The organism is Frigoribacterium sp. RIT-PI-h, from assembly GCF_001297205.1.
Lineage (GTDB): Bacteria > Actinomycetota > Actinomycetes > Actinomycetales > Microbacteriaceae > Frigoribacterium.
The window spans coordinates 16,217-39,190 of record NZ_LHOZ01000042.1; the positions used below are offsets into that span (position 1 = coordinate 16,217).

The 22,974-nt window shown below is 67.8% G+C and carries 31 protein-coding genes; all 31 read left to right on the forward strand.

What is annotated here, in order from left to right; translation table 11 throughout:
* Positions 1-40 precede the first annotated feature (40 nt).
* Entirely contained in the window at positions 41-1,381 is a 1,341-nt protein-coding gene (locus AEQ27_RS17660; RefSeq protein ID WP_054145409.1) for a carboxypeptidase-like regulatory domain-containing protein, read from the forward strand.
* Entirely contained in the window at positions 1,378-2,070 is a 693-nt protein-coding gene (locus AEQ27_RS03395) for a type II secretion system protein J (RefSeq protein ID WP_054145410.1), read from the forward strand. The genes AEQ27_RS17660 and AEQ27_RS03395 overlap by 4 nt, the downstream gene beginning before the upstream one ends.
* Positions 2,067-3,872 carry a hypothetical protein gene (locus AEQ27_RS03400; RefSeq protein ID WP_054145411.1) on the forward strand — a complete coding sequence of 602 codons (1,806 nt, stop codon included), beginning with the start codon at positions 2,067-2,069 and terminating at the stop codon, positions 3,870-3,872. The genes AEQ27_RS03395 and AEQ27_RS03400 overlap by 4 nt, the downstream gene beginning before the upstream one ends.
* Positions 3,869-4,708, forward strand: a complete 840-nt coding sequence (locus AEQ27_RS03405) for an A24 family peptidase (RefSeq protein ID WP_235450961.1) — start codon at positions 3,869-3,871, stop codon at positions 4,706-4,708. The genes AEQ27_RS03400 and AEQ27_RS03405 overlap by 4 nt, the downstream gene beginning before the upstream one ends.
* Before the next feature lie 28 nt (positions 4,709-4,736).
* The gene (pilM, locus tag AEQ27_RS03410) at positions 4,737-5,786 is read left to right on the forward strand and encodes a type IV pilus assembly protein PilM (protein WP_054145412.1); all 1,050 of its coding nucleotides are present in this window, start codon (positions 4,737-4,739) and stop codon (positions 5,784-5,786) included.
* Complete coding sequence (locus AEQ27_RS03415; protein WP_054145413.1) at positions 5,783-6,445, forward strand: hypothetical protein; 663 nt, start codon at positions 5,783-5,785, stop codon at positions 6,443-6,445. Before pilM ends, AEQ27_RS03415 begins: the two co-directional genes overlap by 4 nt.
* A 2-nt stretch (positions 6,446-6,447) precedes the next feature.
* Positions 6,448-7,233 (forward strand): hypothetical protein, encoded by a 786-nt coding sequence (locus AEQ27_RS17995; protein WP_152970121.1) that lies wholly within the window; start codon positions 6,448-6,450, stop codon positions 7,231-7,233.
* A gap of 100 nt (positions 7,234-7,333) precedes the next feature.
* Positions 7,334-7,789, forward strand: a complete 456-nt coding sequence (locus AEQ27_RS03425) for a hypothetical protein (RefSeq protein WP_054145415.1) — start codon at positions 7,334-7,336, stop codon at positions 7,787-7,789.
* 41 nt (positions 7,790-7,830) lie between these two features.
* Entirely contained in the window at positions 7,831-8,406 is a 576-nt protein-coding gene (locus tag AEQ27_RS03430) for a DUF6121 family protein (protein ID WP_054145416.1), read from the forward strand.
* Between the two features lie 209 nt (positions 8,407-8,615).
* Positions 8,616-8,990 (forward strand): 30S ribosomal protein S12, encoded by a 375-nt coding sequence (gene rpsL / locus AEQ27_RS03435; protein WP_043593380.1) that lies wholly within the window; start codon positions 8,616-8,618, stop codon positions 8,988-8,990.
* A complete protein-coding gene (gene rpsG / locus AEQ27_RS03440) occupies positions 8,990-9,460 on the forward strand; it encodes a 30S ribosomal protein S7 (protein WP_043593378.1) in 471 nt (156 codons plus the stop codon). The genes rpsL and rpsG overlap by 1 nt, the downstream gene beginning before the upstream one ends.
* Before the next feature lie 87 nt (positions 9,461-9,547).
* Positions 9,548-11,662: an elongation factor G gene (gene fusA / locus AEQ27_RS03445; protein WP_054145417.1), complete on the forward strand. Its 2,115-nt coding sequence runs from the start codon at positions 9,548-9,550 to the stop codon at positions 11,660-11,662.
* A gap of 128 nt (positions 11,663-11,790) precedes the next feature.
* Positions 11,791-12,981 carry an elongation factor Tu gene (tuf, locus tag AEQ27_RS03450; RefSeq protein ID WP_054145418.1) on the forward strand — a complete coding sequence of 397 codons (1,191 nt, stop codon included), beginning with the start codon at positions 11,791-11,793 and terminating at the stop codon, positions 12,979-12,981.
* Between the two features lie 125 nt (positions 12,982-13,106).
* Complete coding sequence (locus tag AEQ27_RS03455; RefSeq protein ID WP_054145419.1) at positions 13,107-13,319, forward strand: Rv0909 family putative TA system antitoxin; 213 nt, start codon at positions 13,107-13,109, stop codon at positions 13,317-13,319.
* A gap of 90 nt (positions 13,320-13,409) precedes the next feature.
* Positions 13,410-14,402, forward strand: coding sequence for a DNA topoisomerase IB (locus AEQ27_RS03460; protein ID WP_054145420.1), 993 nt, complete (start codon positions 13,410-13,412; stop codon positions 14,400-14,402).
* 109 nt (positions 14,403-14,511) lie between these two features.
* On the forward strand, positions 14,512-15,351 hold the full coding sequence (locus AEQ27_RS03465; RefSeq protein ID WP_054145421.1) for a DarT ssDNA thymidine ADP-ribosyltransferase family protein: 840 nt from the start codon (positions 14,512-14,514) through the stop codon (positions 15,349-15,351).
* 397 nt (positions 15,352-15,748) lie between these two features.
* Entirely contained in the window at positions 15,749-16,057 is a 309-nt protein-coding gene (gene rpsJ, locus AEQ27_RS03470) for a 30S ribosomal protein S10 (protein ID WP_043593369.1), read from the forward strand.
* 16 nt (positions 16,058-16,073) lie between these two features.
* The gene (rplC, locus tag AEQ27_RS03475) at positions 16,074-16,724 is read left to right on the forward strand and encodes a 50S ribosomal protein L3 (protein WP_167599061.1); all 651 of its coding nucleotides are present in this window, start codon (positions 16,074-16,076) and stop codon (positions 16,722-16,724) included.
* A 3-nt stretch (positions 16,725-16,727) separates the two neighbouring features.
* The gene (rplD, locus tag AEQ27_RS03480; RefSeq protein ID WP_054145422.1) at positions 16,728-17,390 is read left to right on the forward strand and encodes a 50S ribosomal protein L4; all 663 of its coding nucleotides are present in this window, start codon (positions 16,728-16,730) and stop codon (positions 17,388-17,390) included.
* Complete coding sequence (gene rplW, locus AEQ27_RS03485) at positions 17,387-17,686, forward strand: 50S ribosomal protein L23 (RefSeq protein WP_043593363.1); 300 nt, start codon at positions 17,387-17,389, stop codon at positions 17,684-17,686. Before rplD ends, rplW begins: the two co-directional genes overlap by 4 nt.
* Before the next feature lie 18 nt (positions 17,687-17,704).
* Entirely contained in the window at positions 17,705-18,544 is an 840-nt protein-coding gene (rplB, locus tag AEQ27_RS03490; protein WP_054145423.1) for a 50S ribosomal protein L2, read from the forward strand.
* 12 nt (positions 18,545-18,556) lie between these two features.
* Positions 18,557-18,838, forward strand: coding sequence for a 30S ribosomal protein S19 (gene rpsS / locus AEQ27_RS03495; RefSeq protein ID WP_043593360.1), 282 nt, complete (start codon positions 18,557-18,559; stop codon positions 18,836-18,838).
* A 25-nt stretch (positions 18,839-18,863) separates the two neighbouring features.
* A complete protein-coding gene (rplV, locus tag AEQ27_RS03500; RefSeq protein ID WP_043593358.1) occupies positions 18,864-19,256 on the forward strand; it encodes a 50S ribosomal protein L22 in 393 nt (130 codons plus the stop codon).
* Positions 19,256-20,035 carry a 30S ribosomal protein S3 gene (gene rpsC, locus AEQ27_RS03505; protein ID WP_043593357.1) on the forward strand — a complete coding sequence of 260 codons (780 nt, stop codon included), beginning with the start codon at positions 19,256-19,258 and terminating at the stop codon, positions 20,033-20,035. Before rplV ends, rpsC begins: the two co-directional genes overlap by 1 nt.
* Positions 20,036-20,037: 2 nt before the next feature.
* Positions 20,038-20,457 (forward strand): 50S ribosomal protein L16, encoded by a 420-nt coding sequence (gene rplP / locus AEQ27_RS03510; protein WP_043593355.1) that lies wholly within the window; start codon positions 20,038-20,040, stop codon positions 20,455-20,457.
* Positions 20,457-20,780, forward strand: a complete 324-nt coding sequence (rpmC, locus tag AEQ27_RS03515) for a 50S ribosomal protein L29 (RefSeq protein ID WP_054145424.1) — start codon at positions 20,457-20,459, stop codon at positions 20,778-20,780. Before rplP ends, rpmC begins: the two co-directional genes overlap by 1 nt.
* Entirely contained in the window at positions 20,780-21,076 is a 297-nt protein-coding gene (gene rpsQ / locus AEQ27_RS03520; RefSeq protein ID WP_054145425.1) for a 30S ribosomal protein S17, read from the forward strand. The genes rpmC and rpsQ overlap by 1 nt, the downstream gene beginning before the upstream one ends.
* 34 nt (positions 21,077-21,110) lie before the next feature.
* Complete coding sequence (rplN, locus tag AEQ27_RS03525) at positions 21,111-21,479, forward strand: 50S ribosomal protein L14 (RefSeq protein ID WP_043593350.1); 369 nt, start codon at positions 21,111-21,113, stop codon at positions 21,477-21,479.
* 3 nt (positions 21,480-21,482) lie between these two features.
* The gene (gene rplX / locus AEQ27_RS03530; RefSeq protein ID WP_043593348.1) at positions 21,483-21,842 is read left to right on the forward strand and encodes a 50S ribosomal protein L24; all 360 of its coding nucleotides are present in this window, start codon (positions 21,483-21,485) and stop codon (positions 21,840-21,842) included.
* Entirely contained in the window at positions 21,842-22,429 is a 588-nt protein-coding gene (gene rplE / locus AEQ27_RS03535; protein WP_043593346.1) for a 50S ribosomal protein L5, read from the forward strand. Before rplX ends, rplE begins: the two co-directional genes overlap by 1 nt.
* A 141-nt stretch (positions 22,430-22,570) precedes the next feature.
* Positions 22,571-22,969, forward strand: coding sequence for a 30S ribosomal protein S8 (rpsH, locus tag AEQ27_RS03540; RefSeq protein ID WP_043593344.1), 399 nt, complete (start codon positions 22,571-22,573; stop codon positions 22,967-22,969).
* Positions 22,970-22,974 lie beyond the last annotated feature (5 nt).

Genomic DNA, 22,974 nt, shown 5'->3' on the forward strand with positions numbered 1-22,974 from the left:
CGACCCCGAGGCGCGCGAGGCCGGCCTGTCGATCGTCGAGGTGGTCGTCGCCCTCCTGGTCTTCGCGGTCGTCTCGGTCGGTTCGATCGTCGCGGTCGGCACGACCCTGGCGATGACGAGCGACAACCGCAACCGGGAGGTCGCGGCCAACCTCGCCGCCCAAGCCGTCGACACGGCTCGCGGCGTGTCCGACGTCATCTCGGTCTCGTCGGGCTCGACGACGACCACCGTCAACGGCACGGTCTTCACGGTCGACCAGACGGCGGCCTTCATCACGACCACGGGGGTCGACACGTCCTGCACCCCCGCCGCCGCCTCCGGCAACGGGGCCCTCTTCTACAAGCGCCTGCAGGTCGCGGTCACCTGGCCCGGCATGCGTCAGGGCATGCAGCCCGTCCGGAGCGACACGATCCTGGCGCCGAACAACCGGCTCAACGACCAGGACACGGGCACGATCCTCATCGGCGTGAAGGACACCACCGGTGCCGGCGTCCCGGGCATCGTCGTGACCGTCGAGCCCGACGACAAGTCGGCCGCCCCCGGCAAGGCGCTGACCTCGGCGTCCAAGCCCGCACCCACGAACGCCGACGGCTGCTCGGTGGCCGTCAAGGTGCTCCCCGGCAGCTACAAGGTCACCGTGTCCCGAGCCGACGCCGCCCCCTGGCGGGATGCCTACCAGGCCTCCGCGCCGGTCAAGACGGGCATCGTCGTCGCCAAGGGCGACTCCGCGGGCGTCTCGTTCACCTACGACCTCGGCGACGACTTCGCCATGACCTACGCCTCGACCTACAGCGGAGGCGCGGTCGTCCTGCCGAACGACCTCAAGACCACCGTCCTGGGCGGACCGGAGCCTTACGTGGTCACCGGTGCCGTCAGCGACGTCTACCTCTTCCCCAAGACCACGGGGTACCAGATGATCGCTGGCACCTACCGCCCCGTGGGCAGCGACGGGGGCAGCTGCCTGTCGCCCGACCCGGGGGCCTGGCCCGCCAACGCCGCCGGCAGGACGGCCGTCCGACAGCCGTTCGTGGCCGCGTCGGCGGGGGCCGCGGCGTACGGCCTGCCGATGGGCGTCACGACGGTCAAACTGAACTCGGGTAGCGACACGATCATCCAGGCGCGCTCGACGACGGCGTTGAACGGCGACCCCGGCTGCGCGTCCACGCAGACCTACACCTTCGACGTCAAGAATAAGACGTCGAAGAACGAGGTCACCATCGCACTGCCGTACGGCACGTGGGCCGTCTCGTCGGGCAGGTCGCCGTCGTCGCTCAACCCCCTCACCATCAGCGGCCTCATCGGCAGCATCATCGGCGGCATCTTCGGCGGCTCCGGCACCACCGCGAACGTCGTCACCCTCGACCCCAGGCCGACCTCGTGAGCCGCCTGCGGACGCTCGCGGTCGGCGACGTACGGCGCGACGCCGGCCTCAGCCTGGCCGAGCTGCTCGTCGCGATGATGGTCTTCGGCATCATCGTGGCCGTCGTCACCACGACGTTCATCTCGTTGACCAAGGCGACGGCCCAGGCCCGCGGCGTCGACGCCAACACCCGCGTCGCGTCGAACGTCATGAACGAGGTCAGCCGCGTGGTGCGGGCCGCCCGCACCATCCCCACGCCCGGTGGCACCGAGGCGACCTCGTTCAGCCTGGCCACGACCGAAAGCCTGACGCTGACCACGGCCGTCAACGGAGCGGACTCGCTGACGACCGTGCCGCGCAAGGTCACCTTCGGCGTGGCCGCGGACCGCAGCCTGGTCGAGATGACGGTGGTCGGCACCCCGCTCAAGACGGACTTCTGGCAGTTCGTCTCGACCCCGACGAAGCGCACGCTCGGAGGCTCCGTGGTGGCCCCCGCGAGCAGCGACGCGCCTCTCTTCACGTACTACGACTTCACGGGCGCCGTCCTGACGCCCGACTCCGGCGGCGCGCTCTCCGCGACGCAGCTGCCGGCGATCGCCGCCGTCCAGGTGAGCGTGACGATCGACCGGACCGCCACGGCGTCGAGCCAGGCCGTCACGCTCCAGACCACCGTCTCGCTGTCCAACCTCGTCGGAGGAGCCACCACATGACCTCCCTACGACGACGCCTGGGGCTCGACCGACTCGACCACTCCGACCGCGAGGGCGGCATGGCGATGGCCATCGTCCTCATCTTCGGCATGGTCCTCGTGATCATGGCGGCGACAGCTCTGACCGTGGCGACGAGCGGCCTCAAGAAGTCCGCGGCCGACCAGGACTGGGTGGGCGCGCTCGCAGCCGCCTATGCCGGCGTCGAGGAGTACCAGGCCCGGCTGGCGAACGACAACAGCTACCAGCAGTACGGCGACGCGAACGCGCCGTTCAGCAAGGCCACCGGCAGCAAGCTCACCCTCCCGGCCGGGCAGCAGGCCAACAAGGCGTTCGGTTTCGGCGTGTCGGGCACGTGGGCGAGCGTCCCCGGCAGCGGCGACCGCGCGCAGTTCCGCTACGAGGTCGACAACTCCGCCTACGTGGCTTCGGGGGCCCTGCGCGTCCGCGCCACGGGCAAGGTCGGCAGCGCCACGCGCAGCGTCATCGCCGACCTGCGCCAGAAGGGGTTCATCGACTACCTCTACTTCACCGACATCGAGTCGCAGGACCCTCTGCTCACCGGCAGCACGAACAAGAATTGCACGAAGAAGGCCTGGGAATCCCGCACGCAGGCCGACAAGTGCGGCGAGATCTCCTTCAGCGGCGGCGACACGATCTATGGCCCCGCGCACTCCAACGACACCATGCGCGTGTGCTCGGCCACGTTCAAGGAATCCGTCAGCACCGCGAACCCGACCCCGGGCAAGTCGTACGCGAAGGTCGACTCGAACGGCACGGCCTGCAGCGGTCAGGTGTTCGACAAGGAGCGTGCCCGGGGGGCAGGGCCCGACCAGGTGGCGAGCGTCACGATGCCCGACACCAACAGCGACAAGATCCGCGAGACCCGCACCGACCTGCCGACCGAGGTCCCGCGCCCCGGCTGCCTCTACACCGGTCCGACCGACATCGTGTTCTCGGCCGACGGCAAGATGACGGTCAAGTCGCCCAACAGCAAGATGACCCGCATCTCGAACGACGCCGCGACCAAGGGCACCGCCGACGCGGACTGCGGTCTCCCCGGGACGGCGCCGGGCCAACTCGGCTCGCCGGCCGGGGCGACCATCTCGGTCCCGGCCAACAATCTCATCTACGTCCAGGACATCCCGGTCCCCTCGACGGGTGGTGCCGCCCAGAACGTCAACGCCGCGGCGTCGAAGGCCGACCTCACCGAGACGTCGTGCGACGACAACCACGTCGGCTATCCGATCTCCAAGGAGTCGGTCCCGACCTCGGCCACCGCGGGCGGTCCCGGCAAGGGGGCCTGCGCCTACGGCGCGCGCAGCGGCGACGTGTTCGTCAAGGGGACGTTCCAGGGCCAGCTGACCATCGCCGCCAAGAACTACCTCTACGTCACGGGCGACCTGGTCTACTCGGCGACCAACGCCAGCACGAACATCCTCGGCCTCGCCAGCGACGGCGTGGCCTGGGTCTGGAACCCGGTCGACGGCAAGGGCAAGTCGCTGCTGGGGGACACCGACCGCGAGGTCGACGCGGCCATCATCTCGGTTCAGCACTCGTTCCTCGTCCAGAACTACGCCAGCGGCGGGGACCGCGGCACGCTCACCGTCAAGGGCTCGATCACCCAGGCCTACCGCGGCGTCGTCCGCAACGGCTCGAACGGCTACATCAAGGCGTACGCGTACGACACCCGGCTGCGCTACCTCGCCCCGCCGAAGTTCCTCAGCCCGGTCACGACCTCGTACGGCGTCACCACGCAGACCGAGGTCAAGCCGGCCTTCACCTCGACGGGGGCAGCCTCGTGATCGCCGCGCCCTGGATCATCGCCGTCCTGGTCGCGGGATGCTTCGGCCTGCTCATCGGTTCGTTCCTCAACGTGGTCGTGTACCGGGTGCCCGCAGGGCTCTCCGTGGCGCGCCCGGCGAGCTCGTGCCCGAGCTGCTCCACGCCAATCCGGCGCCGCGACAACGTGCCCGTGCTCAGCTGGCTCGCGCTCGGCGGGAAGTGCCGCGACTGCCGCACGTCCATCTCGGCCCGCTACCCGATCGTCGAACTCGCCACCGGCCTCTTCTTCGTCCTCGTCGCCGCCCGCCTCTGGCCGCTCGCCCACGTGCCGACCGAGGCGCTGCCGCTCGTGTCGCGCCTCCTCTCGCTCGGCGCCTTCCTCTGGCTGGCCGGGGTGAGCGTCGCGCTCGCGGTGATCGACCTCGAGCACCACCGTCTGCCCGACCGCATCGTCCTGCCGTCGTACGCCGTCGGCGGGGTGCTGTTGGGCGTCGCGAGCTTGCTCGTGGGGGACTGGTCGGCACTGGTCCGGGCGGCCCTCGGCGCCGCGGCCCTCTGCGCCTTCTACCTGATCGCCGCCCTGTCGTACCCGGGCGGCATGGGTCTCGGCGACGTCAAGCTGGCCGGCGTGCTCGGCCTCTACCTCGCCTGGCTCGGCTGGGGCGAGTTCGCCGTGGGCGCCTTCGCGGCCTTCCTGCTCGGCGGCCTCTTCGCCGTCGTCCTCCTGGTCACCCGTCGCGTCCAGCGCACGGGCGGCATCCCCTTCGGACCCTGGATGCTCGCGGGCGCCTGGGTCGGCGTCTTCGCCGGCGGCACCGTCGCCACGGCGTACCTCACCCTCCTCGGCCTGGCATGACCGGGCGAGCTGACAGAGAGCAGAACTGATGGGCAAGAACATCGTGGGCATCGACATCGGCAGCCGCTTCGTGCGCGCGGTCGAGGTCGCCGACGCCGACAAGTCCAAGCCGACGATCGTCCGCTTCAGCGAGGTCGCCCTGCCCGAGGGCGCCGCGAGCCGGGGCGAGGTCATCGAGTCGCAGACCATGGCCGGCACGCTCAAGCAGCTGTGGTCGGCCGGCGGCTTCAAGAGCAAGCGCGTCGTGCTGGGCATGGGCAACCAGCGGGTGTTGGCCCGCGACATGACGGTGCCGAAGGCCTCGCGTCAGCGCATCCGCGAGATGCTGCCGTTCCAGGTGCAGGACATGCTGCCCGTCCCGGTGGCGGACGCGCTGCTCGACTTCTACCCCTACGCCGAAGGGCTCGGCGAGAACGGTCCCGTCGTCCACGGGCTCCTGATCGCCGCGGTCAAGGACGCCGTGCTCGGCAACGTGCAGGCCAGCAAGCTCGCCGGCCTGACCACGCTGGGGGTCGACCTGATCCCGTTCTCGAACACGCGCCTCCTGGTCACCCGCCCGCGCATCGCGGGCACGGTCGCCCTCGTCGAGATCGGTCACAGCACGACGTCGGTGATCATGATCGCCGACGGCGTCCCGCAGTTCGTCCGCATCATCCCCTCGGGCGGCGACGACGTGACCCAGGCGGTCGCGACGAAGCTCGAGGTCTCGGCCCAGGTGGCCGAGGGCATCAAGTTCAGCCGGGGGCTCGCGACCACCGTGACGACGCCCGACGAGCAGGCCGCCTCGGCCGCCATCTTCGAGTCGGTCAACGAGCTGCTCGGCTCGCTGCGCAACACCATCCAGTACTACGTGAACACCCGCCCGACCGAGACGGTCGCGGGCATCATGATCGCCGGCGGGGGAGCGGCCCTGCCGGGCCTGCCCGAGGCGCTCAGCGAGGTCACCCGCCTGCCGGTCGCCCTCGCCGACCCCTTCGCGACCGTGGGCTTCGCGAAGAACCTCGACGAGACCGCTCTGCGGTCCCGCTCGACCGACCTGACCGTGGCCCTCGGCCTGGCCCTGGGGAGCGCAGCATGAGAACCCGCGGAAAAGACACCGGCATCACCGTAGGAGGCGCGCCCCGCGTCGACCTGCTGCCTCCCGAGGTCCGCGCCGAGCGTCGCACCGCAGCCCTGACCCGTCGGGCCTGGGCGGGGGTGCTGGTCGTCGGCGTCCGGGCCGCCATCGGCTCGGGCGCGGCCTTCCTGCAGCGCGTTCAGGCCGAGGACGCCCTGGTGATGGCTCAGGCCGAGACGCAGTCGCTGCTCATGTCGCAGACGAAGTACTCGGACCTGAAGGCCACCCAGGCGAAGGTCGACCTCGCGATCGGCGCGCAGAAGGTCGGTGGGTCGACCGACATCGACTGGCCCGCCTACCTCGAGAAGGTCCAGGGCACGCTCCCCGTGGGCGTCACGATCATCAGCGTCTCGCTCGACCAGGCCTCGCCCCTGGCGATGTACGCCCAGTCGACCGCGCCCCTGCAGGGGGCCCGGGTCGCGACGCTCACCTTCCAGGCGACGAGCCCGACCCTGCCGTCCGTCCCCGACTGGCTGAACGGCCTGGCCACGCTGCCGGGTTTCGCCGACGCCCAACCCGGCTCGGTCACCCTCGAAGACGGTCAGTACCGCGCCGACATCACCATGCACATCACGGCGGACGCCTTCTCCGGCCGCTTCGACCCGAAGGCCGGTGAGTGATCGTGGATCGCAACCGCATGTTCCTGATCGCGGCGGCGCTGACCGGCGTCGTCGTGAGCGTCCTCGGATTCCTCGTCGGCGTGCAGCCGCAACTCTCGGCGACCACGGCGGCGGGAGAACAGCAGGCGAACGTCGAGGCCCAGAACGCGGCACTCCGGGAGAGCCTCACCCAACTGGAGGAGGACAACGCCGAACTGCCGACGCTCAAGTCCGACCTGGGGACGCTGACGACGTCGGTGCCGTCCCAGGCAGCCCTGTCGTCCTTCCTGACCGAGCTCGACCAGTTGGCCGACGCGTCGGGCACGACCATCACGGGCTTCACCTCCTCCGATGCGGTGTCCTACGAGCCGGTCGGGTCCGACGCCGCCGCCGCCGCCACCGCGCCCCCCGAAGCGTCAGCCGCCCCCCCGGCCGCCGGGGCGCCCGCCGCCCCCGCCGCGCCGGCCCTGCCGACCGCCCCCGAGCTCGTCACCGACCCGCTCGTCACGGCAGCCAATTTCTCGTCCATCCCCCTCACGGTCAGCATCCAGGGCAGCTACGCCCAGGCCCGTGACTTCCTGGGCAAGCTCCAGGGCGGATCGCGCCTGTTCCTCGTGACGGCCTTCGCCAGCACCGGCAGCTCCGGGGGCGGCGCCGCGGCGGGCACCCCCGACCGGCGGGCGGGGGGCGGCCTCGTGTACGGCCGCCAGGACGCCGCTGCGCCCCAGGCCGACCAGGCCGCCGAGCCCCCCGCCGCCACGGCCGAGGGCACCGACGGCACGAGCTCGGACACCGCCGCCGGCCAGTAGCTCGCGACCCCCTCGGACTGGGGTTCGGCCCCCGGTTCCGGACCCCGTCCAGGCCACCTTATGATCGATCGTCCGCTGCGCGATCGTGAGGAGAAGAGGCGTGGTCTTCGAGGTCCTGGGCTGGGTCGGCGCCGTCGTCGTCCTGGCCGGTTACGCCCTGTTCTCGCTGGGCAAGCTGCCCAACGGGCCCGTCTACCAACTGGCCAACCTGGTCGGCTCGGTGTGCATCTCGATCAATGTCGCCAGTCACGGTGCGTTGCCCTCGACCATCGTCAACGCACTCTGGGCGATCATCGCCGCGATCGTCCTCGTCCGCATGGCCCGCCGGCCCCGCCGAACCGCTCGCGCCGTCGCCTCGACGTCCGGCGTGCCGCTCGCGGTCGCAGCCGAACCGACGATGCAGCCGACGACCCAGCCCGTCCCGCTGATGGACTCCGTCCCGGTCATCACAGCCGCCCTGGCCGTCGTCACCCTGGCGGCGATGGAGCACGCGCAGCACACCCAGCAGGCGAGCGAGACCCACGCCCCTCGACCCCAGACCGAGGCCGTCGCCTGACGACGCCCACCGCGCCTCCCGCGGACGCGTAGCCTCGAAGGATGTCCCGAGCCGTCTACGCCGTCATGGGCACCGTCCTCTTCGGTGCGCTCGTCATCATGGTCGCGGGCTTCGAGGCGCTGCTGCTCGACCGCGACCCGATCGACGAGCCCGACGCCGGCACGCTCCTCGGCCCCCTGATGGTCGCCGCCGCCGTGCTCGTCGTGTTGCTGTCGCTCCTGCGGTCGGCGGCGCTCTCCGACGCCCGCGACGACAGGGCTCCGGAGGTGCGGGGCACGTTCCCCGCCCAGCCCGCCGTGTTCGCCCGCCCGGGCACCGCGGACGGAACGCGCTCCGGCACCGGTGACGAGGTGACCGGCCCTGGAGGGCCCCCACCGCGCCTCCTCGCCGTCGCGATCGTCACCGCAGCGCTCGTGTACGTCCTGATGCTCGCCGTCGGGGGAGTCGTCTACGGCCTCGTGCGGGAGGAACTCGTCTGGGTGCTGCTCTTCGCCGCCCGATACGCCGTGTCGCCCTTCGTGATCGGCTCGGCGATCTGCGCCGGACTCGTCGTCGGGGGCACGCTCGCCGTGTCCCGCATCGACCCGGGGCACGCCGACCCCCGACCATTTGATTAAGGCACTACCGCAAGATAAGCTCTTTCGGGTGTGCGCCTGACCGCGCGCCCGAATAAAAGCCCCCTCGACCTCGCGGCCGAGACGGGCAGACCGTCTCGGCCACCGAGACGAGGATGCCGGCTGATCAGCCGGACAGAGCAGAGCGATGCGAGAGCAGCGCGACTCGGCGTGTTCGAGAGAACAGCGTCGAGATCCGACGAGGAGAACCAGTGCCAACTATTCAGCAGCTGGTCCGCAAGGGACGTACGCCGAAGGTCGTCAAGACCAAGGCCCCCGCCCTGCGGTCCAACCCCCAGCAGCGTGGCGTGTGCACGCGTGTGTACACCACCACCCCCAAGAAGCCGAACTCCGCGCTCCGCAAGGTCGCCCGTGTGAAGCTCTCGAACGGCACCGAGGTCACCGCCTACATCCCCGGCGAGGGCCACAACCTGCAAGAGCACTCGATGGTGCTCGTGCGCGGCGGTCGTGTGAAAGACCTCCCCGGTGTGCGCTACAAGATCGTCCGTGGCGCCCTCGACACCCAGGCCGTGAAGAACCGCAAGCAGGCTCGCAGCCTCTACGGTGCGAAGAAGGACAAGAAGTAATGCCTCGTAAAGGACCCGCGCCCAAGCGCCCTGTCGTCGCCGACCCGGTCTACGGTGCGCCGATCGTCAGCCAGCTCGTCAACAAGATCCTCCTCGACGGCAAGAAGGGCCTCGCCGAGCGCATCGTCTACGGTGCTCTCGCCGGCGTCACCGCCAAGAACGACCAAGATGCGGTGGCCACGCTGAAGAAGGCGCTCGACAACGTGCGCCCGACCCTCGAGGTCCGCTCGCGTCGCGTCGGCGGTTCGACCTACCAGGTCCCCGTCGAGGTCAAGCCCCACCGCGCCAACACCCTGGCCCTCCGCTGGCTCACCAGCTACGCCAAGGCTCGTCGCGAGAAGACGATGACCGAGCGTCTCATGAACGAGATCCTCGACGCGTCGAACGGTCTCGGCGCCGCTGTGAAGCGTCGCGAAGACACGCACAAGATGGCCGAGTCGAACAAGGCCTTCGCGCACTACCGCTGGTAACCGGCACGAGGAGGCGCGGTGTGCGCACGACGCGCACCGCACCTCCTCGTCCCCCCCACTACCCCACCTATCCCTTCGGAGGAACCCGTGGCACAAGATGTGCTCACCGACCTGAACAAGGTCCGCAACATCGGCATCATGGCTCACATCGATGCTGGCAAGACGACGACCACCGAGCGCATCCTGTACTACACGGGCATCACCCACAAGATCGGTGAGGTCCACGACGGTGCGGCCACGATGGACTGGATGGCGCAAGAGCAAGAGCGCGGCATCACCATCACGTCGGCTGCGACGACCTGCTTCTGGAACAAGAACCAGATCAACATCATCGACACCCCCGGTCACGTCGACTTCACGGTCGAGGTCGAGCGTTCGCTCCGCGTGCTCGACGGTGCCGTCGCCGTCTTCGACGGCAAAGAGGGCGTCGAGCCCCAGTCCGAGACCGTCTGGCGTCAGGCCGACAAGTACGACGTGCCCCGCATCTGCTTCGTCAACAAGATGGACAAGCTCGGTGCCGACTTCTACTTCACGGTCGACACGATCGTCAACCGCCTCGGCGCCAAGCCGCTGGTGATGCAGCTCCCGATCGGTGCCGAGAGTTCCTTCGAGGGTGTCGTCGACCTGGTCGAGATGCGTGCCCTCACGTGGCGCGGCGACGCCAAGGGTGACGTCGAGCTGGGTGCGAAGTACGAGATCGAAGAGATCCCCGAAGACCTCAAGGAGAAGGCGGCCGAGTACCGTGCCAAGCTCCTCGAGACGGTCGCCGAGTCCGACGACGTGCTGCTCGAGAAGTACTTCGGTGGCGAAGAGCTCACGATCGCCGAGATCAAGGGTGCCGTCCGCAAGATGACGGTCAACTCCGAGCTCTACCCGATCTTCTGCGGTTCGGCCTTCAAGAACCGTGGCGTGCAGCCGATGCTCGACGCGGTCATCGACTACCTGCCCTCGCCGCTCGACGTGCCTCCCATGGAGGGTCACGACGTCCGCGACGCCGAGAAGATCATCATCCGCAAGCCCGAGTCGACCGAGCCCTTCTCGGCTCTCGCCTTCAAGGTCGCGGTGCACCCCTTCTTCGGTCGCCTCACCTACGTCCGCGTCTACTCGGGTTCGATCGAGTCCGGCGCCCAGGTCATCAACTCGACCAAGGACAAGAAAGAGCGCATCGGCAAGATCTTCCAGATGCACTCCAACAAGGAGAACCCGGTCGACAGCGTGACCGCCGGTCACATCTACGCCGTCATCGGGCTCAAGTTCACCACCACCGGTGACACCCTGTGCGACCCGTCCGACCAGGTCGTCCTGGAGTCGATGACGTTCCCCGAGCCCGTCATCGAGGTCGCGATCGAGCCGAAGACCAAGGCCGACCAAGAGAAGCTTTCGCTGGCCATCCAGAAGCTCGCCGAAGAAGACCCGACGTTCCGCGTCGAGCTCAACGCCGAGACGGGCCAGACGGTCATCAAGGGCATGGGCGAGCTCCACCTCGACATCCTGGTCGACCGCATGAAGCGCGAGTTCAACGTCGAGGCCAACGTGGGCAAGCCCCAGGTCGCGTACCGCGAGACCCTTAAGAAGGGCATCGAGCGCTACGACTACACCCACAAGAAGCAGACCGGTGGTTCGGGTCAGTTCGCCAAGGTGCAGATCGCTCTCGAGCCCTTCGAGGTCACGGCCGAGTCGACCTACGAGTTCGTCAACAAGGTCACCGGTGGCCGCATCCCCCGCGAGTACATCCCCTCGGTCGATGCCGGCATCCAGGACGCCATGCAGGTCGGCGTGCTCGCCGGCTACCCGACGGTGGGCGTCCGTGCGCTGCTGCTCGACGGTGCGGCGCACGACGTCGACTCGTCCGAGATGGCGTTCAAGATCGCTGGGTCGATCGCCTACAAAGAGGCGGCTCGCAAGGCCCAGCCCGTTCTCCTCGAGCCGCTCATGGCGGTCGAGGTCCGTACGCCCGAGGAATACATGGGCGACGTCATCGGCGACCTCAGCTCGCGACGCGGGCAGATCTCGTCGATGGAAGACGCCAGTGGTGTGAAGGTCGTTCGGGCCAGCGTGCCGCTGTCGGAGATGTTCGGTTACGTCGGAGACCTGCGGTCGAAGACCTCGGGCCGGGCCGTCTACTCGATGACGTTCGAGTCGTACCAAGAGGTGCCCTCGGCCGTCGCCGAAGAGATCATCCAGAAGAACAAGGGCGAATAGTCCTGAACCGCGTGGTCGTCCGACGACCACGTAACATGTACACACACCAATCCGCGGGGCGTCCGGTAGGCCGGGTCATCGACCCGGCCCCCGGCCGCACCGCAACCGAGTCCTGAGGAGGACCCACAGTGGCTAAGGCCAAGTTCGAGCGGACCAAGCCGCACGTCAACATCGGAACCATCGGTCACGTCGACCACGGCAAGACCACGCTCACCGCGGCGATCACCAAGGTCCTGCACGACAAGTACCCCGACCTCAACACGGCGTCGGCGTTCGACCAGATCGACAACTCGCCTGAAGAGAAGCAGCGCGGCATCACGATCAACATCTCGCACGTCGAGTACCAGACCGAGAAGCGCCACTACGCTCACGTCGACGCTCCCGGCCACGCCGACTACGTCAAGAACATGATCACCGGTGCGGCTCAGATGGACGGTGCGATCCTCGTCGTCGCCGCCACCGACGGTCCCATGCCCCAGACGCGTGAGCACGTGCTGCTCGCCCGCCAGGTCGGCGTGCCCTACATCGTCGTCGCCCTGAACAAGGCCGACATGGTCGATGACGAAGAGATCATGGAGCTCGTCGAGCTCGAGGTCCGCGAGCTCCTCTCGAGCCAGGAGTTCGACGGCGACAACGCCCCGATCGTCCAGGTTTCCGCTCTCAAGGCCCTCGAGGGCGACGAGAAGTGGGCCGAGACGGTCGCCGAGCTGATGAACGCCGTCGACGAGAACGTGCCCGAGCCCGTTCGCGCCACCGACCAGCCCTTCCTCATGCCCATCGAGGACGTCTTCACGATCACCGGTCGTGGCACCGTCGTCACCGGTCGTGTCGAGCGCGGTCAGCTCAACGTCAACGAAGAGGTCGAGATCGTCGGCATCCGCCCGACCGTCAAGACCACCGTCACCGGCATCGAGATGTTCCGCAAGCTGCTCGACTCGGCTCAGGCCGGCGACAACACCGGTCTCCTCCTTCGCGGCACCAAGCGCGAAGACGTCGAGCGCGGCCAGGTCGTCGTCAAGCCCGGTTCGGTCACGCCGCACACCGAGTTCGAGGCGAACGTCTACATCCTGTCGAAGGACGAGGGCGGCCGTCACAACCCGTTCTACGCGAACTACCGTCCGCAGTTCTACTTCCGCACCACCGACGTCACGGGTGTCATCACGCTGCCCGAGGGCACCGAGATGGTCATGCCCGGCGACACGACCGAGATCAGCGTCCAGCTGATCCAGCCGATCGCCATGGAAGCCGGTCTGCGCTTCGCCATCCGCGAGGGTGGTCGCACGGTCGGTGCCGGTACGGTCACCAAGATCAACAAGTAAGTCCTGTTCACGCAGAACTGCTGATCTGACGAGAGAGGTCAGGCCCTACGGGGTCTGACCTCTTTCTCGTTCTCGGAGCACGATGGACCAGACGTCGGACGGTCCGGCGCCGACAGGAGGACGTCATGGCAGGCTTCGACGACATCACCAAGAAGGCCCAGGCCTTCCTCAAGGACGGCAAGGTGCAGGACGCACTCAAGAGCGAGAAGGCCGAGGGAGTCAGCGACAACATCCTCGACGCCGTCGCTTCTGCAGCCGACAAGGCCACCGGTGGCAAGCACACCGACAAGATCCACCAGGCGAAAGAGCAGGCCGACAAGAAGCTCGGCAACCAGTAGTTCGTCTCCCGCCAAGCCCCCGTCTCCCCGGCGGGGGCTTCGCTGTACCCCGCCCAGCCCCTTCGGCGACGGGCGGTGTTCACTCGACCGATGCCGCGCCTCCGGAGGACCGATTCGAGTCGACCCGGGTTGACCCGGGTCCGTGCCGGACGGGGATTCTCGTACCGCACCGCCGACGGAACGGCCGTCGCCGACACCGAGCTGCGAGGACGCATCGAGCACCTCGCCATCCCGCCGGCCTGGACCGACGTCTGGATCTCGCCGTACGAGAACGGCCACATCCAGGCGACGGGCGTGGACGCCGCAGGTCGACGTCAGTACATCTACCACCCGACGTGGCGTGAGCAGAAGGACCGCATCAAGTTCGACCGGGCGCTGGCCCTCGCCGAGTCCCTGCCGACCGCCCGTCGGTTCGTGACGCGTGACCTCCGCCTCGACGGTGCCGGGCGAGAACGTGTCCTGGCCGCCGCCTTCCGCATGCTCGACACCGGTTCCCTGCGTGTGGGGTCCGAACGCTACGCGCAGGAGCACGGCAGCCACGGGCTCTCGACCCTGCTCTGTGCGCACGCGACCGTCTCCGGTCACACGGTGTCACTGGCCTTTCCCGGCAAGAGCGGTCAGGACTGGGACTCCGAGATCCGGGATGCCGACCTCGCGTCCGTCGTCCGCAGCCTGAAACGGCGCGGCGGGCGGGCCCGGTTGCTCGCCTGGAAGGCCGACGTCGGGCGAGCGGAGGAGGCGCGCGCGGCCTGGCATCCGCTGCGAGCGACCGAGATCAACGAGTACGTCAAGGACAGGGCGGGTGACGAGTTCACCGCCAAGGACTTCCGTACTCTGCACGGCACCGTCGCCGCCGCCGTCAGCTTGGCCCGCTCCGGGCCGCAGGCGTCGGCCTCCCGCCAATCGAGGTCTCTCGCGCAGGCGATGCGCGACGCGGCCGCCGTGCTCGGCAACACCCCGGCGATAGCCAAGTCCTCCTACGTCGACCCCAGGCTGGTCGATGCGTACCGCCACGGTGAGACCATCGACCCGGCGCGCCTGCACGCCGCGGAATCCGAGGTCCGGGCGCTGCTGTTCCGCTGAGCCCCGGGCTGCCGTCGTCGTCCACGGTCTGCGGTCTGCGGACGGTCCCCGTCGTGACGTAACCTAGAGGGTCGCGTCCCGTTCGGGTCGCCCGAGAGGAACAACTGCAGTGACTGACGAGTGCATCCACGGATTCGAGCGAGAGTTGTGCGACATCTGTGCTCCCCGCAAGCGCGAGGGCGTCGCCGACGGCATGCCCTCGACCGCCGCACGGTCGGTCACCACCCGCCGCCGCCCCTCCAACCGCAAGCCCGAGTCGTTGCGCAGCACGCCCGCACTCGCCCGTGACTCGGCCGCCGTGGCCGTGGCCGCCCAGTCGGCCGCCACTCCCGTCCCCGAGTTCTCGACCCAGCGTGCGTACCACTGGACCCACGTGTCGAACCTGCCCGCCATCCTCGAGGCCGGGGCGCTGCAGGCCGGTGCCACTCCCGTGCTCGACGTCAGCTCCGAAGCCACGCGGGCCCTCCGCGCGTCCGTCACGACCGCTTCGGGGCAGCCCGTCGCGGCTCACGTGCCGTTCTCGCTGTCGCCCCACGCGACCGCCTGGGACGCCGTCCGCACCGGTGCCGAGGGCTACGAATGGTCCGATGCCGCACGCGAGGCCCGCGCCATCGATTTCGTCATGCTCGTCGTGCCCGTCGCCTCGCTCGGCGACGACTTCGTCGTGACCGAGGGCGATGCAGCCGTCGAGGGCGTCCGCGCGGCCGCAGGACTCGACGACGCATCGTCGATGGTCCGCCGCTTCAGCCTGAAGGACCCCGACCTGCTCGGACCCGAGGTGCTCGTTCCCGGGTCGGTGCCCTTCTCCTCGGTGACCCTCGTGGGCGTCCCGAACGACAAGGTCCGCGACGCCGTGAAGGACACGCTCGCCGAGCTGGGCGCCGACGCACCGCGCGTCGCCGTCTACCCGCCCTGGTTCCGGCCGGCTCCGGTCGTCGAAGCGGTCTGAGATCCGCGACACGCCCGGGTTGCAGCAAATGCAGGCGTGTGGCAAAATCGTCTAGTTCAACATTTCGAGCCTGGCCTCTGCGCCGGGTGTCGGATCACTGCCAGGCAGTGCACAGACGCGAGGCGTCTGGGCCGCGGGTAGCAGGACGCATCTCACAACGAAACCACCGCCGTGACCACTGGTCGCGGTGCGCCGGGGCGAAGCCCTGGTCGCAGGTGGCGGTGGCGAAGATGGCCCTCCCCGGGTCCTTCCTCGCGGGCACCGGCCGGTTTCGGCAGATGGATTGACACAAGAACAGCGGTACGCGAGAGACACGTAGTGCCAACAGATGTTCGCCCAGCGAACAGCGTCAGGCGGCCCCCGAGGTGCGCGACGTCCGAACGAGAGAGAGTCACACATGGCGGGACAGAAGATCCGCATCCGACTTAAGTCGTACGACCACGAGGTCATCGACACTTCCGCGCGCAAGATCGTCGACACGGTCACCCGCGCGGGCGCTACGGTCGTCGGCCCCGTGCCGCTCCCGACCGAGAAGAACGTGGTCGTCGTGATCCGTTCGCCCCACAAGTACAAGGACTCGCGCGAGCACTTCGAGAAGCGCACGCACAAGCGCCTCATCGACATCGTCGACCCGACGCCGAAGGCCGTCGACTCGCTCATGCGTCTCGACCTGCCTGCCGACGTCAACATCGAGATCAAGCTGTAGGGGGGCGACCATGACCATCAGCACCACCAAGAACGTCAAGGGCCTGCTCGGCAAGAAGCTCGGCATGACCCAGGTCTGGGACGAGAACAACAAGCTCGTCCCCGTCACCGTCGTCGAGATCGCCCCGAACGTCGTGACCCAGGTCCGTTCGCTCGAGAAGGACGGCTACACCGCCGTGCAGATCGCGGCCGGCCAGATCGACCCCCGCAAGTCGAACAAGCCCGCCACGGGTCACTTCGACGCCGCGGGCGTCACGCCCCGCCGCCACCTCACCGAGGTCCGCACCGCTGACGCCGCCGAGTACGCACTCGGTCAAGAGCTCACGGTCGACACCTTCGAAGCCGGCCAGAAGGTCGACGTCGTCGGAACCTCCAAGGGCAAGGGCTTCGCCGGTGTCATGAAGCGTCACAACTTCAAGGGCGTCAGCGCATCGCACGGTGCGCACCGCAACCACCGCAAGCCCGGTTCGATCGGCGCCTCCTCGACCCCCAGCCGTGTCTTCAAGGGCATGCGCATGGCCGGTCGCATGGGTGGCGAGCGCGTCACCATCCTCAACCTCACGGTGCACGCCGTCGACGCCGAGAAGGGTCTGCTGCTCGTCAAGGGCGCCGTCCCCGGTGCTCGTGGCCGCATCGTTTTCGTCCGTACCGCCGTGAAGGGGAAGTAGCTCATGGCCACCACTACCGCATCGGCCACCTCGGTCGACGTCGTCGACGCCAAGGGCCAGAAGACCAGCACGGTCGAGCTCCCCGTCGAGCTGTTCGACGTCGTCACGAACGTCCCGCTCATCCACCAGGTCGTCGTCGCCCAGCAGGCCGCAGCACGTCAGGGCACGCACAAGACCAAGCGTCGCGGCGAGGTCTCCGGCGCCGGCCGCAAGCCGTTCAAGCAGAAGGGCACCGGTCGCGCCCGTCAGGGTTCGATCCGCGCTCCCCAGATGACCGGCGGTGGCATCGTCCACGGTCCGCAGCCCCGCGACTACGCCCAGCGCACCCCCAAGAAGATGATCGCCGCAGCCCTGCTCGGTGCGTTGTCCGACCGCGCTCGTGGCGCCCGCGTCCACGTCGTCGAGAGCTTCGTCGCCGACTCGATCTCGACCAAGGTCGCCCTCGACCTGCTCGCGTCGATCGCCTCGAGCAAGCACGTCCTGGTCGTCACCGACCGCGACGACACGCTGACCCTCAAGAGCGTCCGCAACGTGCCCACGGTCCACGTGATCACGTTCGACCAGCTGAACGCCTACGACGTCCTCGTCAGCGACGACATCGTCTTCACGAAGAGCGCCTTCGACGGCTTCGTCGCCTCGAAGACCAAGAAGGAGGCCACCGCATGAGCGGCTACGGAAAAGACCCCCGCGACGTCATCATCGCGCCCGTCGTCTCCGAGAAGAGCTACTCCCTGATCGACCAGGGCAAGTACACCTTCCTCGTGGACCCGCGTTCGAACAAGACCGAGATCAAGCTCGCCATCGAGAAGATCTTCGACGTCAAGGTCGACAGCATCAACACGCTCAACCGAACGGGCAAGACCCGTCGCACCCGCTTCGGCACCGGCAAGCGCAAGGACACCAAGCGCGCCATCGTCACGCTGAAGTCCGGTTCCATCGACATCTTCACGGCTGTCGGCTAGGGAGCAGAGGCATAAATCATGGCAATTCGTAACTACAAGCCCACGACCCCGGGTCGCCGCGGTTCGTCGGTCGCCGACTTCGCGGAGATCACGCGTTCGACGCCCGAGAAGTCGCTGCTGCGCCCGCTCTCGAAGTCCGGTGGCCGCAACAACGCCGGTCGCATCACGACCCGTCACATCGGTGGTGGCCACAAGCGCCAGTACCGCGTGATCGACTTCCGTCGCAACGACAAGGACGGCGTCAACGCCAAGGTCGCTCACATCGAGTACGACCCCAACCGCACGGCTCGCATCGCGCTCCTGCACTTCGTGGACGGCACCAAGCGGTACATCATCGCGCCGAACAAGCTGAAGCAGGGCGACGTCGTCGAGTCGGGTGCCGCCGCCGACATCAAGCCCGGCAACAACCTGCCGCTCAAGAACATCCCGGTCGGTACCGTCATCCACGCCATCGAGCTCAAGCCCGGTGGAGGCGCGAAGATGGCCCGCTCGGCCGGCGCCTCGGTGCGTCTCGTCGCCAAGGACGGCCCCTACGCGCAGCTCCGTCTGCCGTCGGGCGAGGTCCGCAACGTCGACGCCCGCTGCCGCGCCACGATCGGCGAGGTCGGCAACGCCGAGCAGTCGAACATCAACTGGGGCAAGGCCGGCCGCATGCGCTGGAAGGGCGTCCGCCCGACCGTGCGTGGTGTCGCCATGAACCCCGTCGACCACCCGCACGGTGGTGGTGAGGGCAAGACCTCCGGTGGACGTCACCCGGTCAGCCCGTGGGGCCAGAAAGAGGGCCGCACGCGTCACCCCAACAAAGAGAGCGACAAGCTCATCGTCCGTCGTCGTAACGCTGGCAAGAAGCGTAAGTAGGAGTTGTAGAAGATGCCACGCAGTCTTAAGAAGGGCCCCTTCGTTGACGACCACCTGCTTCGCAAGGTCGTCTCGCAGAACGAGGCCAGCACCAAGAACGTCATCAAGACCTGGTCGCGCCGTTCGATGATCGTCCCCAACATGCTTGGGCACACCATCGCCGTGCACGACGGACGCAAGCACATCCCCGTGTTCGTGACCGAGAGCATGATCGGCCACAAGCTCGGTGAGTTCGCGCCCACCCGCACCTTCCGTGGTCACGTGAAGGACGACAAGAAGGGTCGTCGCCGCTAGCGCGGCGACGTGAAGGAGGAGAGAAATGGTGGAGTCGATCGCACGCGTGCGTCACATCCGCGTCACCCCCATGAAGGCCCGTCGTGTCGTCAACCTGATCCGCGGCAAGCAGGCCGCCGAGGCTCTGGCGATCCTGAAGTTCGCGCCTCAGGGTGCCAGCGAGCCCGTCTACAAGCTCGTCGCGTCGGCCATGGCCAACGCTCGGGTCAAGGCGGACGCCTCGAACAGCTACCTCGACGAGCAGGACCTGTACATCAGTCGTGCATTCGTCGACCAGGGCGCCACCCTCAAGCGGTTCCAGCCGCGTGCACAGGGCCGCGCCTTCAAGATCCTGAAGCGCACCAGCCACATCACGATCGTCCTCTCGACGCCTGATGAGGTCGAGGCTGCCGACGCTACGAAGAAGGCGAGCAAGTAATGGGCCAGAAAGTCAACCCGTACGGCTTCCGTCTGGGCATCACCACCGACCACGTGTCGCGGTGGTTCACCGACAGCACCAAGCCGGGACAGCGTTACAGCGACTACGTCGCCGAGGACGTCAAGATCCGCACCCTGCTCAAGACCTCGCTCGACCGCGCCGGCGTGGCCAAGATCGAGATCGAGCGCACCCGTGACCGCGTCCGCGTCGACATCCACACCGCCCGTCCGGGCATCGTGATCGGTCGTCGTGGTGCCGAGGCCGAGCGCATCCGCGGCGACCTCGAGAAGCTCACGAGCAAGCAGATCCAGCTCAACATCCTCGAGGTCAAGAACCCCGAGGCCGAGGCCCAGCTCGTCGCCCAGGGCATCGCCGAGCAGCTCGCTGCTCGCGTGGCGTTCCGTCGGGCGATGCGCAAGGGGCTCCAGGGCGCTCAGCGTGCCGGTGCCAAGGGTGTCCGCATCCAGGTGTCGGGTCGTCTCGGCGGCGCCGAGATGAGCCGCTCGGAGTTCTACCGCGAGGGTCGCGTCCCCCTGCACACCCTCCGCGCCAACATCGACTACGGCTTCTACGAGGCCAAGACCACCTTCGGTCGCATCGGTGTCAAGGTCTGGATCTACAAGGGCGACATCACCAACAAGGAGCTCGCGCGCGAGCAGGCGAACCAGAAGTCGTCTCGCCCCGAGCGCCGCAACGACCGTGACGGCGCCCGCCGCGGCGGGGGCGACCGCGCTCCCCGCGAGCAGAAGGCACCCGCCACCACAGGAGCTGAGGCGTAACCATGCTTATCCCCCGTCGTGTCAAGCACCGCAAGCAGCACCACCCCGGCCGTAGTGGCCAGGCCACTGGTGGCACCAAGGTCAGCTTCGGTGAATACGGCATCCAGGCCCTCACGCCCGCTTACGTGACCAACCGTCAGATCGAGTCCGCTCGTATCGCGATGACGCGTCACATCAAGCGTGGCGGAAAGGTGTGGATCAACATCTACCCCGACCGTCCCCTCACGAAGAAGCCCGCCGAGACCCGCATGGGTTCCGGTAAGGGTTCGCCCGAGTGGTGGGTCGCGAACGTCAAGCCGGGTCGCGTGCTCTTCGAGCTCAGCGGCGTGAGCGAGGAGATCGCCAAAGAGGCGCTCACTCGTGCAATCCACAAGCTGCCCCTCAAGGCACGCATCATCAAGCGCGAGGAGGGCGACGCATAATGGCGATCGGTTCCAAGGAGCTCCGTCCTGTCGAGCTCGACACATTCGAAGACGAGCGTCTCGTCGATGAGCTGAAGAAGGCGAAGGAAGAACTCTTCAACCTCCGCTTCCAGTCGGCCACCGGCCAGCTCGAGAGCCACGGCCGCCTGCGTGCCGTGAAGCGCGACATCGCTCGCATCTACACGGTCCTGCGTGAGCGCGAGCTCGGCATCCGTGCCACCCCCGCCCCGGTCGAGGCGGCCCCCAAGGCTGCCAAGAAGTCGACCAAGAAGGCTGACAAGCCGGCCGAGACGGCTGACGAGACCGCCGAGGAGAGCAAGTAATGGCCACCGAGAACAAGACCGAGGTCGACTCGGCTGCCGTCGAGGTCCGCGGCTACCGCAAGACGCGTCGCGGCTACGTCACCAGCGACAAGATGGACAAGACCATCGTCGTCGAGGTCGAGGACCGCGTGAAGCACCCCCTGTACGGCAAGGTCATCCGCCGCACGTCCAAGGTCAAGGTCCACGACGAGGCCAACTCGGCCGGTGTCGGCGACCTCGTCGTGATCAGCGAGACCCGTCCGCTCAGCGCCTCCAAGCGCTGGCGCCTGGTCGAGATCCTCGAGAAGGCGAAGTAGGCCTCGCGGCCTGCTTGCGTAGAAGGAGACACAAGTGATTCAGCAAGAATCCCGCCTCAAGATCGCCGACAACACCGGGGCAAAAGAGATCCTCACCATCCGCGTCCTCGGTGGCTCCGGCCGCCGTTACGCCGGCCTGGGTGACGTGATCGTCGCCACGGTGAAGGACGCCATCCCCGGTGGCAACGTGAAGAAGGGTGACGTCGTCAAGGCCGTCATCGTTCGCACCAAGAAAGAGGTCCGTCGTCCGGACGGCTCTTACATCAAGTTCGACGAGAACGCCGCAGTGATCCTGAAGGCCGACGGAGATCCCCGCGGAACCCGCATCTTCGGACCGGTCGGTCGCGAACTCCGCGACAAGAAGTTCATGAAGATCATCTCGCTGGCGCCGGAGGTTATCTAAGTCATGGCAAACATCAAGAAGGGTGACCTCGTGCAGGTCATCACCGGTGCCTCGCAGGCCCGCGGCGGAGACCGCGGCAAGCAGGGCAAGGTCCTCGAGGTGCTCGTCGAGCGCAACCGCGTGGTCGTCGAAGGCGTCAACTTCGTCACCAAGCACGTTCGTGTCGGCCAGACCCAGCGTGGTTCCAAGACCGGTGGCATCGAGACGCACGAGGCACCGATCCACGTGTCGAACGTCGCCGTCGTCGACCCCAAGACCAAGAAGCCGACCCGCGTCGGCTTCCGCGAAGAGACGGTCACCAAGGACGGCGTGTCCAAGACCGTCCGCGTCCGTTACGCCAAGAAGTCTGGTGAGAACCTCTGATGACCGACACCACCACGCAGGCCGCCACGGCCCTCCCGCGGCTGAAGGCCAAGTACCGCGCCGAGATCATCGAGCAGCTGAAGTCCGACTTCGGCTTCACGAACGTGCACCAGGTGCCCGGACTCGTGAAGATCGTCGTCAACACCGGTGTCGGTGAAGCGGCTCGCGACAGCAAGATCATCGACGGTGCCATCAAGGACCTGACGGCCATCACCGGCCAGAAGCCCCAGGTCACCAAGGCTCGCAAGTCGATCGCGCAGTTCAAGCTCCGCGAGGGCCAGCCCATCGGTGCACACGTCACGCTCCGTGGCGACCGTGCCTGGGAGTTCCTCGACCGACTGCTGTCGCTCGCGCTTCCCCGCATCCGTGACTTCCGTGGTCTGAGCGACCGCCAGTTCGACGGCAACGGCAACTACACCTTCGGTCTCAACGAGCAGAGCATGTTCCACGAGATCGATCAGGACCGCATCGACCGCGTCCGTGGCTTCGACATCACGGTCGTCACGACCGCCAAGAACGACGACGAGGGGCGCGCGCTGCTCAAGGCGCTCGGTTTCCCGTTCCGTTCGGCCGACTCGGCCAACTAAGATCGTCCGGTCGGCAACTCTTTCGTAGAGTTGCCGGCCGTTCCCCTGAGGTCGACGAGAACCGCTCGTCGACCAATCGATCGCCCAGGTCGGCATCCGGTGTACCGGATGTCGAAACCGGACGAGAAAGTGACAAACCGCATGACGATGACAGATCCGGTCGCAGACCTGCTGACCAGACTGCGCAACGCGAACTCGGCTTTCCACGAGACCGTGTCGCTCCCGAGCAGCAAGCTCAAGTCCCACATCGCCGAGATCCTCAAGCGCGAGGGTTTCATCGAGTCGTGGAAGGTCGAAGACGCCCGCGTGGGCCAGACCCTCACGATCGACCTCAAGTACGGCCCCGCCCGTGAGCGCTCCATCAAGGGCATCAAGCGCGTGTCGAAGCCCGGCCTCCGCGTCTACGCCAAGTCGACCGAGATCCCCCAGGTGCTCGGTGGCCTCGGTGTCGCCATCCTGTCGACGTCCTCCGGTCTGCTGACCGACCGTGAGGCCCAGAAGAAGGGCGTAGGCGGAGAAGTCCTCGCCTACGTGTGGTAACTCGT

Coding starts and splice junctions, on each gene's coding strand:
- AEQ27_RS03400 (WP_054145411.1), top strand. CDS start 2,067: ATGACCTCCCTACGACGACGCCTGGGGCTCGACCGACTCGACCACTCC.
- pilM (WP_054145412.1), top strand. CDS start 4,737: ATGGGCAAGAACATCGTGGGCATCGACATCGGCAGCCGCTTCGTGCGC.
- AEQ27_RS03415 (WP_054145413.1), top strand. CDS start 5,783: ATGAGAACCCGCGGAAAAGACACCGGCATCACCGTAGGAGGCGCGCCC.
- AEQ27_RS03430 (WP_054145416.1), top strand. CDS start 7,831: ATGTCCCGAGCCGTCTACGCCGTCATGGGCACCGTCCTCTTCGGTGCG.
- rpsG (WP_043593378.1), top strand. CDS start 8,990: ATGCCTCGTAAAGGACCCGCGCCCAAGCGCCCTGTCGTCGCCGACCCG.
- AEQ27_RS03455 (WP_054145419.1), top strand. CDS start 13,107: ATGGCAGGCTTCGACGACATCACCAAGAAGGCCCAGGCCTTCCTCAAG.
- AEQ27_RS03460 (WP_054145420.1), top strand. CDS start 13,410: ATGCCGCGCCTCCGGAGGACCGATTCGAGTCGACCCGGGTTGACCCGG.
- rpsJ (WP_043593369.1), top strand. CDS start 15,749: ATGGCGGGACAGAAGATCCGCATCCGACTTAAGTCGTACGACCACGAG.
- rplD (WP_054145422.1), top strand. CDS start 16,728: ATGGCCACCACTACCGCATCGGCCACCTCGGTCGACGTCGTCGACGCC.
- rplW (WP_043593363.1), top strand. CDS start 17,387: ATGAGCGGCTACGGAAAAGACCCCCGCGACGTCATCATCGCGCCCGTC.
- rplB (WP_054145423.1), top strand. CDS start 17,705: ATGGCAATTCGTAACTACAAGCCCACGACCCCGGGTCGCCGCGGTTCG.
- rpsS (WP_043593360.1), top strand. CDS start 18,557: ATGCCACGCAGTCTTAAGAAGGGCCCCTTCGTTGACGACCACCTGCTT.
- rplV (WP_043593358.1), top strand. CDS start 18,864: ATGGTGGAGTCGATCGCACGCGTGCGTCACATCCGCGTCACCCCCATG.
- rpsC (WP_043593357.1), top strand. CDS start 19,256: ATGGGCCAGAAAGTCAACCCGTACGGCTTCCGTCTGGGCATCACCACC.
- rplP (WP_043593355.1), top strand. CDS start 20,038: ATGCTTATCCCCCGTCGTGTCAAGCACCGCAAGCAGCACCACCCCGGC.
- rpmC (WP_054145424.1), top strand. CDS start 20,457: ATGGCGATCGGTTCCAAGGAGCTCCGTCCTGTCGAGCTCGACACATTC.
- rpsQ (WP_054145425.1), top strand. CDS start 20,780: ATGGCCACCGAGAACAAGACCGAGGTCGACTCGGCTGCCGTCGAGGTC.
- rplX (WP_043593348.1), top strand. CDS start 21,483: ATGGCAAACATCAAGAAGGGTGACCTCGTGCAGGTCATCACCGGTGCC.
- rplE (WP_043593346.1), top strand. CDS start 21,842: ATGACCGACACCACCACGCAGGCCGCCACGGCCCTCCCGCGGCTGAAG.
- rpsH (WP_043593344.1), top strand. CDS start 22,571: ATGACGATGACAGATCCGGTCGCAGACCTGCTGACCAGACTGCGCAAC.